This window comes from Streptococcus sp. SV2 (genome assembly GCF_030440175.1).
In the GTDB taxonomy this organism is placed as follows: domain Bacteria; phylum Bacillota; class Bacilli; order Lactobacillales; family Streptococcaceae; genus Streptococcus; species Streptococcus raffinosi.
On the sequence record NZ_JAQFJQ010000012.1, the window covers coordinates 1 to 15,280 of the forward strand.

The following is a 15,280-nucleotide window of genomic DNA, read 5'->3' on the forward strand; positions in this document are numbered from 1 at the left end:
GATACCAGGTAACAGCCCTCAGCTTGCCTTCAAAAGAAACCTTACTTTTTCTAGACATAATAAAAATCCTACTTTCGTAAACAGTACTTTATGTATTTTTACTGTCTACTTAAGTAGGACTATATCACCTGAGTCTGTGCCTTTAATTAGTTTCCAAATAGAGCTTCCGTAACATTATGTTGGATATTCTCCCACTCTTGCTCTGCACGAACCATCTTACGATGGAAATCAGCGCGGCCACGTAAATAAGCGGCAATCTGATAATCTTGCTTAACAATTGGTATCTCAGGGATTTTAATATCCAAGAGGTCAGCAGTCGATAAGTTAAGGACGGCCTTACCCTTATCAGCATAATCTAAATAAGTACGTCCAATCTCAGTCTCAAGGAAAAATTTGATGTAGAACCCACGAAGTTTTTCTTTAGGACGAAGAACTGTAATATTTGACGAGGCAACCACTTCACGTTTACCTTGATCCTCAAAAACAGCTACTTTTTGCACTGTCCCTTTTGAAGCGATGAGGACATCACCATCTTCTAGCAAAAACCGTAAGAGCTTACGACGTTCTTCCGAAAAAGTTTTAAGGTCTTTATATGAAATACCGCTTGGTGTCATATCGGATAAATTAATAACAGCAAATTCGCCTGGTTCAGCTTTAGCAGGGACAGCTTTACCTTTGAACTGGTCAACAACATCACCTAAACGAATAAGCTTATCAGTATTAGCTTCATAATTGACAATCAATTGAGGTCTTTCTTTTTCAGTCATTGAATCTCCTTTCTTATATTCAAGTATCCTTAATGAGTATTGCTATACAATAATAGCAAGAAGCTAATACTTTTGCAAGTAAAAACTGAAATAAATGTAAAATAAAAAAAGAGACTAGGTCTCTTAATTACAAGCTCTTAACAGCTGCTACTGCTGCTTCATAGTTTGGATCTGTATTAATATTTTCCAGATATTCCACGAAAGTAATCTTGTTATCAGCATCAGCTACTAAAACAGCACGCGCTAAAAGGTGCCATTCTTCAATAAGAACACCATACGCTCTTCCGAAGCGATTATCGTAGTAGTCAGAAAGCATAATAGCATTTTCAAGTCCCTCAGCACCGCACCAACGAGCTTGTGCAAATGGTAGGTCTACAGAGATAGTAATTACCACAGTATCATCTAGTTCTGATAACTCTTTGTTAAAAGTACGTGTTTGCGTTGAGCAGATACCTGTATCAATAGATGGAACAATAGAGATAACTTTTTTCTTTCCATCGAAATCTGATAGTGATTTTTGACTTAAATCTGTTGTAGTCAATGTAAAATCACGCAAAGTATCTCCTACTTGAAGTTGTTTGTCTTCAGCTACTGTAACTGGTTTTCCGATAAATGTTGGCATAATATTCCTCCAATAGTTTTTCTTTATTGTACTTTAAATGCTAGAACATGACTAGCCATTTGCTTATAAATTTTTAACAAAGAGCATTTCATAATCACAGAAGATATATCTATCTGCTAACTTCCTTTCATAATAAGCATGTATTTAATTACTTTTTAGAAGCTTCATAGGTCCAGCTTTATCATAGAAGTGTTGTACTATAATACCACCATTTATCGATAGTTTGATTTTAAAAATGTTGAGATGTCTCCTGCTTAAATCCTTTAAGAATACGATGTTATAGCCTAATTTAATATGTGATTCAAGATATCTGAAAAAGACCCAGCTAGATGCTGAGTCAATTCGTATTATAATACTTTTAGATTTTTTCCAAGGCAAGTTTCAAATCTTCAATCAAATCATCTGCATTTTCCAAACCGACAGAGATTCGAATTTGATTTGGAGTGACACCGCAGGCAAGCAAATCTTCTTCTGCCAATTGTTGATGGGTTGTTGTTGCAGGGTGAACAACCAATGATTTTGCATCGGCAACGTTGGCAAGGTCTGAGAAGATTTCAAGGTTATCAATGACTGTACGAGCTTCATCTTGTCCGCCCTTAACATGGAAAGTGAAAATAGAACCTGGTCCTTTAGGGAAGTATTTTTGTGCCAAGTCATAGTAAGGACTTGATGGCAATCCAGGATAGTTTACTTTCTCAACTTTTGGATGGTTTTCCAAGAAATCTACGATTTTTTTCGTATTTTCGACGTGGCGTTCTACACGAAGTGAGAGGGTTTCAAGGCCTTGCAAGAGCAAGAAGGCATTGAAAGGTGCCAAGGCTGCACCTGTATCACGCAAAAGTTGTGTACGGAGGGCAGTAATAAACGCTGCTGCACCGACATCACGTGTATAACTGATATTGTGGTAAGAAGGATCTTCATCCACCAATTGTGGGAATTTACCTGAAGCTTCCCAATCGAATTTACCAGAATCGACGATAAGGCCTCCGATAGTTGTCCCATGTCCACCGATAAATTTAGTCGCAGAGTGAACCACGATATCTACACCATGAGAAATAACGTTAATAAGATAAGGTGTACCGAATGTATTGTCAGCCACCAATGGAATCTTATGACTGTGAGCGATGTCAGCAATCTTTTCAAAATCTGGAATGTTGATAAGTGGGTTACCCAAAGACTCAATCAATACAAGTTTTGTATTGTCTTTGATTGCAGCTTCTACTTCTTCAGGATTGTTGACGTCAACAAAAGTTGTTGTCACACCATAACGTGGGAGTGTTTCTTTCAAGAGGTTAAAAGTTCCACCATAAAGCGTTGTTGCAGCAACAACATGATCACCAGCGTGTGCCAAACCAAGTACTGCATAAGTGACAGCAGCCATACCTGAAGCAGTTGCCAAGGCACCAACACCACCTTCTAGTGCAGCAATACGGTCTTCAAGGACTGCTACAGTAGGGTTGGTAATTCGAGTGTAAATGTTACCAGGTTTTCTAAGTGCAAAGAGGTCTTCACCTTCTTGGGCATTATCAAAAACGTATGAAGTTGTTTGGTAAATAGGAACCGCACGTGATTTAGCTTCCTTATCAGGGGCTTGTCCAGCATGCAATTGTAGGGTTTCAAATGAAAATTCTCGTGTCATATGTGTTTCCTCCAAAACAAAAGTTGCCTTCATTCTACACCTAGCAAGTCAAGCTGTCTAATAGAAATTTCTTATCAGAGTGATAGATAGGATTTATAAAAAGAACCTTTCGGTCCTTTTATTTCTTTTCAATGGGTGCAACACTTGCTAGAACTTTTTTAAGTCCCACCTCTGGAAATTTAATTTTAAGTTCTTGGGTTTTACCACTACCAGTCACTTCTAGGACAGTTCCGTCTCCCCACTTCTTGTGATGGGCGATGTCGCCAATTTCCCAGTCTGTTGCTGTCTTGCTTGAGTCAGACGTTTTTCCGAATGGTAGCCCTCCGGTAGCTTTTGAAAATGGCTGAGCGCCAGTATGTCTTTGCGGTTGTGCATTGGCTTTTCTGATCTGAAGCGCTTGTTGTAAACTCATCCCCTGACCAAATTGTGTTGGTTCATCCTTTGTAAAACGAACACCAAAAGATGAATTAGCAGGACGTGCAAGTCCTTGATATTGCAATAAATCATCTGAGATTTCTCGCAAGAAACGACTTGGACGGTTGTAATTAGTCTTACCAAAAAGCGTACGAGTATTGGCATTGGTTAGGAAAAGAATTTCTTCAGCACGAGTAATTCCTACGTAAGCCAAGCGACGCTCTTCTTCAAGCTCATCTGGCTCTTCTGAAGCACGTGACAAGGGAAAGACGCCTTCTTCCATACCAATCAGAAAGACAACTGGAAATTCAAGCCCTTTAGCAGCGTGGAGGGTCATTAAGGTCACTTCTGCTGCTTCGACATCACCATCGTCCGTGTCAGCAATCAAAGCCAGATCGTTCAAGAAACGTCCTAAACGGTCAATACCCGTCTCGTCTTCTGTCCCATCTGTATTGGTTTCGTCGAAATTCTTGGTTACAGACATGAACTCCTCGATATTTTCAATACGTGCCTGACTTTCAAGCGTTTGTTGCATAGACAGAGCGTCCAGATAACCAGATTGGTCCAAGACAGCTTCAACAACTTCGGTAATACTTAAGTCATCTAGCTGGTCACGTAGATTCAGAATAACATTAGCAAAGTCATAAACGCCTTGAGCTGCTTTCCCTTTAATCGGTGACAACATAATATTAGCGGAAGCATCTAGAAGACTCATATCTTGCTCGTAGGCAAAGGTACGAATCTTTTCAAGAGTACCAGGACCGACCCCGCGTTTCGGTTCATTCACGACACGTTCAAAGCTAATATTATCCGCAGGGTTGGCAATCAAATTCAGATAAGAAATGACGTCACGAATTTCTTTACGGCTGTAGAACTTGGTACCTCCAACCATGGTATAAGGAATATTAGACTTGAGCAAGGCTTCTTCAATGGTACGAGATTGGGCGTTGGTACGGTAGAGGACTGCAAAGTCTTTAAAGTTCTTACCTTCTTCACGAACGACGTTATTAATCGTTGAAGCTACGAAAACAGCTTCATCTCGCTCGTCATTAGCACGGTAATAAACGATTTGTTCTCCGTCATCATTTTGAGTCCAAAGTTTTTTAGGACGGCGGTTGCGGTTGTTCTTAATCACCTCGTTGGCCGCTTGGAGAATTTTCTTAGTCGAACGGTAGTTTTCTTCCAGGAGAACTACCTTGGCTTCGGGATAGTCTTTCTCAAAATCAAGAATATTTTGCATATCAGCCCCACGCCAACCGTAGATTGATTGGTCTGCATCACCCACGACACAGATATTCTTGAAGCGAGAAGCCAAGAGTTTCACTAACTGATATTGAGCATGGTTAGTATCTTGGTACTCATCCACATGAATGTACTGATAACGTTGCTGATAATAAGCGAGAACATCTGGATTTTTATCAAAGAGACGCAAAGTCATCATAATCAAATCGTCGAAATCCATGGCCTCACTACGACGAAGCTCTTCTTGATAGGCTTTGTAACATTTAGCAACGATTTGCGTGTACATGTCGCCAGCCTGATGTTCATATGCCACTTCATCTAAAAGGTCGTTTTTAGCATTGGAAATCGTCCCTAAAATAGCACGCTCATTCCATTTTTTAGGATCAAGATTAAGATTCTTGAGAATACGCTTCATCAGAGTGCGTTGTTCTCCAGGATCCACGATAGTGAAGTTTCGGTTATAGCCAATATGGTCCGCTTCACGGCGAAGAATTCGCACGCACATACTATGGAAGGTCGCAATCAAAGTTTCTGAAGTTGCTGGATTTAAAGCCATAGCACGTTCACGCATCTCACGAGCTGCCTTATTGGTAAAGGTGATGGCCAAAATATTCCAAGGATTGACCATTTTTTCGTCAATTAGGTAAGCAATGCGGTGGGTAAGCACTCGTGTCTTACCGGAACCTGCACCAGCCATAATCAAAAGAGGTCCTTCAGTCGTTTGAACTGCTTCTGATTGTTTATCATTCATACCGTTTAATAATGGGTTCATCATGTTCTCCATTCTCAAAAATAAGCTCTACTATTTTATCATTTTTCCGATGAAAATGCAGACTGTAGTCATGATTGTCATCAAATTCTCTAAACTTGAGATACTTGTTTCAAACTTGGATATTTGCTAGACATTCTTGATATGATAGCTAAGCTATGTGAGATTTACTTGTTCTTGTGCAATAATGAAAGCGTAATATTCGGATTTTTTAGGCTAATTAAGAAAATAGGTATTGACAGTGTTCGGTTTTTTCGGTAAGATATAGTCACAATAAAATATTAACCGAATGACATCATCAGGATGACTGGTGATTGACGGACTTCTGGAGAGAGCTTGAAACAGCTACTGCTGTTTACAAGACACCGAAGGGGCAAGGGATAACACCCGAAACTCTCAGGTAAAAGGACAGAAAGCATTGCAAGTTTTTAACTTGTATGAATAGCTTTGTATTTTCAGAGGTCTGGTTAAGCCAAACCTCTTTTTTGGCGTCTCGGTTTAAGGAGATTCTAAACTTATGTTAGATTTTTTCACTTCCATTGATGACTTTGTATGGGGACCTCCCCTTCTTGTCCTTCTTGTAGGAACTGGTATCTACCTTACAATCCGTCTAGGACTTTTGCAAATCATTCGTCTGCCTAAAGCCTTTAAACTTATCTTTGCTGAAGATAAAGGGGAAGGTGATATTTCTAGTTTTGCAGCCCTTGCGACAGCTCTTGCCGCAACTGTCGGTACCGGTAATATTGTCGGGGTTGCAACAGCCATTAAGACTGGTGGACCTGGTGCCCTTTTCTGGATGTGGATTGCTGCCTTCTTCGGTATGGCAACTAAATATGCCGAAGGACTTTTAGCTATCAAATTCCGTACACTTGACGATCAGGGGAATGTATCTGGAGGTCCAATGTACTATATTACCAATGGCTTTAAAGGGAAATGGCAAACAATCGCTAAGCCTTTGGCCTACTTCTTTGCCTTTGCCGGTGTGCTTGTCGCATGGTTGGGTATTGGTACCTTCTCACAGGTTAACTCAATCACAGCATCTCTTCAAAACAGCTTTGATTGGTCACCAAAAATTGTCAGTGTGATCTTAGCCCTTATCACTGCTGCTATCATTTTCGGTGGTATTCAATCTATTTCAAAAGTATCTGAAAAAGTTGTGCCATTTATGGCTGGTCTTTACATCATTGCTGCACTTATTGTCATCTTTGCTAACTTCAATCAGCTGTTCCCTGTGCTTGAAATGGTTTTCCAATCAGCCTTTACTGGTAAAGCTGCTGTCGGAGGTTTTGCTGGCGCAACTGTTATGGTCGCAATGCGACTTGGTATTGCGCGTGGGGTATTTTCTAATGAATCAGGTCTTGGTTCTGCCCCTATCGCCGCTGCTGCTGCCAAGACTGAAGAACCTGTTGAACAAGGTTTGATTTCTATGACAGGTACCTTCATCGATACTATCATCATTTGTACCCTTACTGGACTTGCTATTCTCGTAACTGGACAATGGTCTGGTAGCTTAGAAGGTGCACCAATGACACAAGCGGCCTTCTCTTCTGTTTTCGGAACTTTTGGAGAAATTGCCCTAACACTTTCTTTAGTCTTGTTTGCCTTTACGACAGTTTTAGGTTGGTCATACTATGGGGAACGTTGTTTCGAATTTATTTTCAAATCTACCAAATTCCTCTCATTCTATCGTCTTGTCTTTGTAATCATGGTTGCTCTTGGTGGCTACCTAACACTCGATGTTGTTTGGAAAATTGCGGATATCGTAAACGGCTTGATGGCATTACCTAACTTGATTGCTCTTCTGGTCCTCTCACCAATCATTATCAAAGAGACCAAATCATATTTTGAACGTCATAAATAACGAAAAGAGCTCAGGCTCTTTTTTCTTGTCGTTATCAGCGCCAATTCTTGCGACTACTGCTTATTTGCGTTACAATGAAATAAATTCGTTTTAATACAAATAAAGAAATATTCAAAGGATAAAACATGTCAATTACCAAAGAATTTGATACTATTACAGCTATTTCAACCCCTTTAGGCGAGGGGGCCATCGGTATTGTTCGCTTATCAGGAACAGATGCTATTGCCATTGCTAATAAGGTTTTCAAAGGGAAAAATCTTGAAACCGTTGATTCTCATACCATCAATTATGGTCATATCGTGGAAAATGATGACATCATTGATGAAGTCATGGTCAGTGTCATGCGTGCTCCCAAAACCTTTACCCGTGAGGATGTGGTAGAAATCAACACACACGGCGGAGTTGCGGTAACTAATGAAATTCTGCAACTCCTTATCCGTTCTGGAGCTCGTATGGCTGAACCTGGTGAATTTACCAAGCGTGCCTTCCTAAATGGCCGTGTGGACTTAACTCAGGCTGAAGCTGTAATGGATTTGATTCGCGCCAAGACTGATAAGGCTATGGGCGTTGCCGTCTCGCAACTTGATGGCTCACTCAAGAATCTCATTAACAATACCCGCCAAGAAATCCTTAATACTTTAGCTCAGGTGGAAGTTAATATTGATTATCCTGAGTATGATGATGTTGAAGAGGTTACCACAAATCTTGTCCGTGAAAAAACGCAAGAGTTCCAAGCACTTTTAGAAAATCTTCTTGCCACTGCCAAACGAGGAAAAATCCTTCGAGAAGGTCTTTCAACGGCAATTATTGGTCGTCCAAATGTCGGAAAATCAAGTCTTCTCAACAACCTCCTACGTGAGGAAAAAGCTATCGTGACAGACATTGAAGGGACCACTCGTGATGTTATTGAAGAATACGTTAATATTAAGGGTGTTCCACTTAAGTTAATCGATACAGCTGGTATTCGAGATACTGACGATGTTGTCGAAAAAATCGGTGTAGAACGTTCTAAAAAGGCCCTAGAAGAAGCTGATTTGGTCCTCCTTGTCCTTAATAGCTCCGAGCCATTAACTGAGCAAGACCGTACCCTCCTCGACATCAGCCAAAATAGCAATCGCATCATTCTCCTAAATAAGACTGACCTTCCTCAAGCTATCCAACTTGAAGAACTTCCCGAAGATGTCATTCCAATTTCAGTCTTGAAAAATGAAAACATTGATAAGATTGAAGAACGCATCAATCAACTCTTCTTTGATAATGCTGGTTTGGTTGAGAAAGATGCTACCTATCTTTCAAATGCCCGTCACATTTCACTCATTGAAAAAGCTCTTGAGAGCCTTGAAGCCGTTAATCAAGGTCTTGAATTAGGCATGCCGGTTGACCTACTACAGGTTGATATGACACGTACTTGGGAAATTCTTGGAGAAATTACTGGTGATGCTGCTCCAGATGAACTCATTACGCAACTCTTTAGTCAATTCTGTTTAGGAAAATAGACATAACTAAATTTATGTAAAAAGATACTCCGTTATCTTTTTCTTTTTATGGTTAAGTTTTACATAATTTTAGTTACGTAAATATAAAACCAAACTATTCCATTTATAATAGTATGTTATGATTGTTGGAATAGTTTTCGACCATATAAAAACACCTGAAACCAAGTGTTTCAGGTGTTTGACAGTGTTAAGAAAGACAAATTTACAACTGTAATTAGCCCATTACTTTTCTTGTCATGTATACTGGCTTAGTTTTTCGCTTTACCTCTGTGTTTACCACTTAGTCCAAAGATAGTAAGCAACATACCAAGGCCAAGGAGACCAGCATGTGAGCTCTTGTCACCTGTTGTAGGAAGAACTTCGCCTTGAGCTGAAGCTTCTGTTACTTTTTCTGTTTCTTTAAGAGCATCATTTGTTGTTGACACAAAGAAGACTTTACCGTTTGGTGTCGTTACTACTTTAGAAACCACAGGTTTAGTTGATGTTAGTTCTTTAGCAACATCCAATGGAGTAACTGGACTTAATGGATTAAGCGTAGGTTGCTCTGCTTCATCTTTCTTAGTCAATGCGGCATAATTAGCGCTTGAAATTGAAATGGTACGTGAATTTGGATTAATGACAGCATATTTAGAAAGGTCTGCAGTTGCCAAATAATCAGCAAAAATAGAATCCATTGAAGGCCCTTCTTCACGTGGTCCACCTAGCATTGTGTAGCCATCACCTCCGGCAGCCAAGAAATCATTGGTTACAAGATAGTAGGTTTCAGTTTTGTCGAGAGGCTTGTAGGCTTTAGTTTCTGGATCTAAAATGTCAATAGAAAGGATACGTTTTTCTGTAGGAAGTGTGGTGTCATAATAGACACGAGCTCCTGCTTCTTGAAGGAAACCACCTGAAGGTTCAAGTAAAGGTTGACCATTTTCATCAAGAACATTTTTACCACTTTCATCAACTTGAAGAATAGAACCAAGAGACTTGACGAACATATCATAGATGTTTTGACCAGTAACCTGAATTTGAGCAACAGAGTTACCAAATGGAAGGACAGCAATAATATCTCCCTTTGTCACAGGTTTATCTTTGGCAATCGTTTCACGAAGACCACCGCCGTTAGTCACTGCAAGATTAGATTTGTGGCTAAAACCAGATTGACCGTAATCCAAGAGAGCATCTGCGACAACATTACCAAGATTGGTTTCACGAACACGGACATCCATTCGGTCACCACTCAGTTTGACAGGGCTGTTTTCAATAACAACTTTTGACGAATCAGCTTTGTATTTAGCTTGGATATCATCAAGCATTGCTTTAATCTTAGGGTTAACTTGGTAATTCTTCTTGGCTTCGTCATGTGTAATCACTCCATGTGACAAAATACGGTCAGAATTATAGACAACACGGCCGACATTATTAAGGTAGCTACCTGTTTGATTGTAAGTGACGTTATCGCCGTAAGTTGCTGTATGAAGGGTGTGTGAGTGCCCATCTAGAACAAGTACATGTTTACCCTTAAGTGGTGCATAATTTGAAAGAGCTTCCGCCAAAGTTGAACCACGCCACTCAACAGGAGTTGTTGTATCAATACCTAAGTGAGCAAGAACAATGTAAGTTTTGTAATCCTTACCTTCGGCACGAGCATTTGATTCGACTTGATCAATAACAGCTTCGACTTCTGAAATAGGATCTTTAAAAGTCACACCAACAATGTTTCGAGGGTGTGTTTTAGTGGCTGTTTCAGGGGTAGTGACACCAATAACAACGACTTCATCACCATCAACACCAGGTGTTTTATCAACGATTGTAGACGGTTGGAAAAGACGAACACCATTGACATAGACGTTAGATGTGATGATTGGGAAATTAATCTGTTTGCTCAAACGGCGCAATTGGTCAAGTCCAAAGTCAAATTCATGGTTACCAACGGTCATAGCGTCATAGCCGACCGCATTCATGACTGTAGCCATATCCTCACCCTTAGAACTATTTGAAATAGGAAGACCTTGGAAAGAGTCTCCAGAATCAAAGACAAGGGTTGTTCCTTTTGAGCGATAATCATTGACGATGCCAGACAAGAGCGCATCACCAATAACACCATTTCGGTCATCCTCCACCATACGACCATGGACATCGTTGGTGTGAAGGACTGTGACTGTATCATTATTGGTGCTTGTGCTAGCATTAGTCACTGTTTCTGTTACTACTGGTGTAGCAGCTGCAGTTGATGTCGCTGTTTCACTTGCACTAGCAACTGCTGATACACTAGGTTCACTTGTTGGAGTTGCAAGTGTCGATGTTGCGCTAACAAGTGGAGCGGCAGACTCACTTGATGCAGTTGAGTCTGCTGTCGATGCTGCATTTGTAGTGGCTGGTGTAGCTACTACTTCTGTGCTTGGAGTTGTAGCATTTGCATTCGTTTCTACCTCGTCAGCTTGGACAGCATTTGCCAAGATTGCAGTTGAGACGAGTAAGGTTGAGAGAGTCGTTGCAACGACAGTTTTCTTCTTCATTCCAAAATACCTTTCTGATGTTAAATCGTTTTTATTATACCACATATTATAAGATTAGAATTAAATATTTTTCACTATTTGATTAGAAATTCAATCGTTATGTCTCAATAATTAGTAAGTTGCCAAGCGTTTCTCAAGATGATTTTGAAGCAATTCCAATGTGAAACTCAAGGTCCAATAAATGAAGGCAATCAGGATATACATAGACATGTAGTCATACTCACGACCCCCGATAATCTTAGCATTTTGGAAAATGTCTGGTACTGTAATCATGGCAGCCAACGATGAACTTTTAACCATATCTATGATGACATTTCCAAGTGGTGCTACTGCAATACGCATGGCCTGAGGTAAGATGATGTGACGAATAATAGACTTCTTTGGCAGTCCCAAGGAGCGAGCAGCTTCCCATTGTCCCTTATCTACAGCAGAAATAGATGAACGGAGAATCTCAGCCATATAGGCAGCACTTACGCTGGAGAAACCAATAAAGGCACAAAGCAGAGCGGGTAACTGGACACCAACATAAGGCAAGCCAAAGTAAAGAATGAAGAGCACGACCAACATAGGGACACCACGCATGATGGAAATGTAAATCCGAGCAGGGTATCTTAACCATGACTTTTGCGACATCCGCATAAAGGCAAGGAGAATCGCAAATAAGTTCCCAACGATAAAACTCAAAATGGAAATTCCTAAAGTGTAGGGCAATCCTGATAGAACGTAGGGAATACTTTTAAAAATCAGCTGAAAATCAATAATCATAAGTCTATCTTTCTAAACATTTCTTTAGCAAATAAGCGACCCTAATGGATCGCTTATATTATTCGACATCAGAGATATCAATATTAGTGTAGTTTACTTTAGTTTTCTTTGTAACGTCTTGACCAGCAAAGAATTTCTTTGAAATCTTGGTAAGAGTACCGTCTTTTTTCATGTCTTTAATAGCTTTATTAACTTTTTCTTGAAGGACTTTATTCTTCAAAGAGAAAGTAAAGCTAGTTGAATAAGGGTTACTGTAAATACCATCGTTGATTTTTACAGGGTATTTATCTTTAACCGCAGCTACGGCCATCTTTTGCAAGTAGTAATCGTTAACAATAACGTCTGTACGACCATTTACCAAGTCTTGCATGTAAACATCGTTGGTAACATTGTCATAAACAACGAGTTCAGCCCCCATCTTCTTAGCAATCTTCATGTATTTTGTACTTGCGGCACCAGCTGCTTTTTTACCTTTGAGGTCTTTCCATGAAGAGATGCCTGAGTTATCAGAGTCACGGACTACCATTGAAGTAAAGGAATACTTGTATGGTTCAGAACGCAAGAATTTGTTAACATTCTTATTGTCATCTTCAAGTGAGTAGTTGGCAATGTCTACTTGACCACTATTTACAGCTGTAAGCATTCCGTCTACACCCATTTCAGTGAAATCAATCTTCAACTTGAGGCGTTTTCCAACTTCCTTAAGAATCTCAACATCGTAACCAGTCAGATTATTCTTGTCATCATGGTAAGTTTGTGGGTAGAGGGTTCCTGCAGTCGCAACCTTGATAGTCCCACGTTTTTCAATCTTTTCCCAGTTCTTCTCGCCTGAACTTTGTGACGAACAAGCGACCAAAAAGACCGCAGCCAATGCTAGGCTAATAACGGCGAAAAATTTCTTTTTCATCTATATCTTTCTCCTTAAAAATAAAAATTGAGGTAAGTTAAAAACTTATAATACAAGCCTACACTATTTGAAAGGGTTTTACAAAAAATTGAACTGAGAAAAAATTTTCTAACTAAAAATCGAAGCTTCTTCCATTTCTTGAGCAATTTGTAACAAAAGGTCTTCACGTCCCTTGGCAGCCGTCAGTTGAACTCCGAGCGCAAGTCCTTGCTCATCACGATAAACAGGCAAAGAAATTGAAGGTTGTCCGGTCAGGTTAGCCTGTTGCGTGAAAGGTGTCCAATCTAGACTATCCGCAAACATGTCCCAGATAATCTCCTGTTGCTTTTCCCACTTGTAATCAGCTATGTGCTTAAGTTTCGTCTTCAAGCTTTCTGAAAGAGCAAATTGTCCATGTTTAGGTGCCACATCTGCAACTGTAGGTGTCAGTAAAATATCATAAGTTTCATGAAACTCTGCCATCTGATGACTATACTGATCCCACTGAGCGAGGACTTGGGAGTAAACTTTAGCTGGAATCTTTTGACCAGATTGGAAAATAGCCCAAGTCATCAATTCCATATCATCAAGAGTCATCTGACGGCCCAGACCAGCTTCAATGCCATCGAACATGGCAGCCGTCTCAACACTATTCATAAGGTAATAAGACTGCATGGCCTCAATACCATTTAAGGGCTGTTCCGTCAATTCGTGGACTTGGTGTCCTAGGTTTTCCAGTGCTCTAACGGCTTTTTTAGTTGCCTTTATAGCAGATTCTGAAACCTTACCACCAATTGGAGAGACTGTCGAGAATGCAATTTTCAAGGGCTTAATTGGCTGGTCTAAAGCTTGCTTGCTTAGCTTAGGTAAGATAAATGGACTTTCCATCTGACAAGTCTGCATGTGGTAAAGCAAGCGTTTTGTATCTCGAACAGTCTTTGTCAAAGCAAATTGGACAGAAGCTCCCTGCCATCCACGGAAAGAGCCAGGACCTACAGGAATTCGTCCTCTAGTTGGTTTAAGACCGATGAGGCCATTAAAAGAGGCTGGAATACGGATAGAACCTCCACCGTCACTAGCTGGAGCCAAAGGCGAAATGCCTGAACTTACAAGTGCAGCTGCACCACCACTCGACCCCCCAGCATTGCGTGTTACATCATCAGGAAGATTGACAGAACCATGAATCTTGGCATCACTAATATTTTTGAAACCAAACTCAGGCGTATTGGTACGCCCCAAGATAAGAAAGCCAAGGTCCTCCAGTTTCTTAACATAGTTATCCGTTTCCTTAGGTCGAAAGTCTGTAAATAAGCGAGAACCTGCAGTCGAAGGTTCACCAGCCTGATCTTGACCTAGATCCTTGAGAAAAATTGGAACCCCAGCAAAAGGCTTATCTAAAAAATTTTTTGTATCTGCTTCTACTAAAGCTTTCTCGTAGCGTTGACTGACGATAGCATTAATTTTGGGATTCGTCATCTCCGCTTCACGGATAGTGGCCTCTACTAATTCACGAGGACTGACTGTCTTATTTCGTACTGCTTCAGCCATTGCTGTCGCATCCGACCATTCATTTATTAACATCGTATACTCTCCCTACAGGTAATCTGTAATCAATTATACTAAAAAAAGCGAAACGCCTGAAACGTTCCGCCTGAAATCTGGCAATTAGTCTTGCCAAGTTTCTTGATTTTCTTTAAATTTTCTCAAAAGGTTAAGTCCGTCTGCAGTGATGTATCCTTGAACCTTAGCAACTTTAATCAACTCACTGTAGTTTGAAAGAGTAACTAATTTAACACCGGCATCCGCAAAGTTTTTCTCAGCTTTTGGCAATTCGTAAGTAAAGATAGCCACAACACCGATAACATCAGCCCCTTCACGCTCTGCAGCTGCTACGGCATCAAGAACAGAACCACCAGTTGAAATCAAGTCTTCAACAACAACCATCTTTTCGCCCTTAACCACACGACCTTCGATTTGGTTACCAGCACCGTGATCTTTTGGTTTGCTACGAATATAGGCAAATGGAAGGTTCATCTTGTCAGCGATGATAGCACCGTGAGGAATACCAGCAGTAGCAGTACCAGCAATCACTTCTACTTCTGGAAATTCTTCCTTAATCTTTTCCACAAAACCATTTTCAATCAAGGTACGTGTCTCAGGGTAAGACAAGGTAATACGGTTATCCGTATAGATTGGTGATTTAATACCAGACGCCCATGTAAATGGCTCTTCAGGTTTAAGGTAAACCGCTTTGATATCTAGCAAGTCTGAAGCGATTTGTGATGCTAATGTCATAATTATTATCCTCCGTAAAG

General features: G+C 40.3%; 11 protein-coding genes and 1 riboswitch. Of the genes, 2 read left to right on the top strand and 9 right to left on the bottom strand.

Going from position 1 to position 15,280, the window contains the following annotated elements:
- Positions 1–146: 146 nt before the first annotated feature.
- The 4 genes from PCY14_RS07175 to pcrA form a co-directional block, all read right to left on the bottom strand.
- A complete protein-coding gene (locus tag PCY14_RS07175; protein WP_021145363.1) occupies positions 147–767 on the bottom strand; it encodes a restriction endonuclease subunit S in 621 nt (206 codons plus the stop codon).
- Positions 768–894: 127 nt separating this feature from the next.
- A complete protein-coding gene (tpx, locus tag PCY14_RS07180) occupies positions 895–1,389 on the bottom strand; it encodes a thiol peroxidase (protein WP_021151875.1) in 495 nt (164 codons plus the stop codon).
- A gap of 358 nt (positions 1,390–1,747) precedes the next feature.
- Positions 1,748–3,028, bottom strand: a complete 1,281-nt coding sequence (locus tag PCY14_RS07185; RefSeq protein WP_204322913.1) for an O-acetylhomoserine aminocarboxypropyltransferase/cysteine synthase family protein — start codon at positions 3,026–3,028, stop codon at positions 1,748–1,750.
- Positions 3,029–3,146: 118 nt separating this feature from the next.
- A complete protein-coding gene (pcrA, locus tag PCY14_RS07190; RefSeq protein WP_293917109.1) occupies positions 3,147–5,456 on the bottom strand; it encodes a DNA helicase PcrA in 2,310 nt (769 codons plus the stop codon).
- Between the two features lie 312 nt (positions 5,457–5,768).
- Positions 5,769–5,875: riboswitch (glycine riboswitch) on the top strand.
- A gap of 95 nt (positions 5,876–5,970) precedes the next feature.
- Between pcrA and PCY14_RS07195 the strand changes: the two genes are divergently transcribed.
- Positions 5,971–7,314, top strand: coding sequence for a sodium:alanine symporter family protein (locus PCY14_RS07195; RefSeq protein ID WP_002888394.1), 1,344 nt, complete (start codon positions 5,971–5,973; stop codon positions 7,312–7,314).
- 125 nt (positions 7,315–7,439) lie between these two features.
- Positions 7,440–8,810 carry a tRNA uridine-5-carboxymethylaminomethyl(34) synthesis GTPase MnmE gene (gene mnmE, locus PCY14_RS07200; RefSeq protein ID WP_301363335.1) on the top strand — a complete coding sequence of 457 codons (1,371 nt, stop codon included), beginning with the start codon at positions 7,440–7,442 and terminating at the stop codon, positions 8,808–8,810.
- A 248-nt stretch (positions 8,811–9,058) separates the two neighbouring features.
- Here the strand turns inward: mnmE and nt5e are convergent, their stop codons facing one another.
- The 5 genes from nt5e to pyrE all read right to left on the bottom strand — a co-directional run bounded on the left by nt5e (position 9,059) and on the right by pyrE (position 15,260).
- Positions 9,059–11,314 (bottom strand): cell surface ecto-5'-nucleotidase Nt5e, encoded by a 2,256-nt coding sequence (nt5e, locus tag PCY14_RS07205; protein ID WP_301363336.1) that lies wholly within the window; start codon positions 11,312–11,314, stop codon positions 9,059–9,061.
- Positions 11,315–11,425: 111 nt separating this feature from the next.
- On the bottom strand, positions 11,426–12,079 hold the full coding sequence (locus PCY14_RS07210; protein WP_021145352.1) for an amino acid ABC transporter permease: 654 nt from the start codon (positions 12,077–12,079) through the stop codon (positions 11,426–11,428).
- Positions 12,080–12,137: 58 nt separating this feature from the next.
- Positions 12,138–12,986 carry a transporter substrate-binding domain-containing protein gene (locus tag PCY14_RS07215; RefSeq protein ID WP_293930311.1) on the bottom strand — a complete coding sequence of 283 codons (849 nt, stop codon included), beginning with the start codon at positions 12,984–12,986 and terminating at the stop codon, positions 12,138–12,140.
- A gap of 108 nt (positions 12,987–13,094) precedes the next feature.
- Positions 13,095–14,546, bottom strand: coding sequence for an amidase (locus PCY14_RS07220; RefSeq protein ID WP_301363337.1), 1,452 nt, complete (start codon positions 14,544–14,546; stop codon positions 13,095–13,097).
- Between the two features lie 84 nt (positions 14,547–14,630).
- Positions 14,631–15,260 (bottom strand): orotate phosphoribosyltransferase, encoded by a 630-nt coding sequence (gene pyrE, locus PCY14_RS07225; protein ID WP_002888403.1) that lies wholly within the window; start codon positions 15,258–15,260, stop codon positions 14,631–14,633.
- Positions 15,261–15,280: the final 20 nt, after the last annotated feature.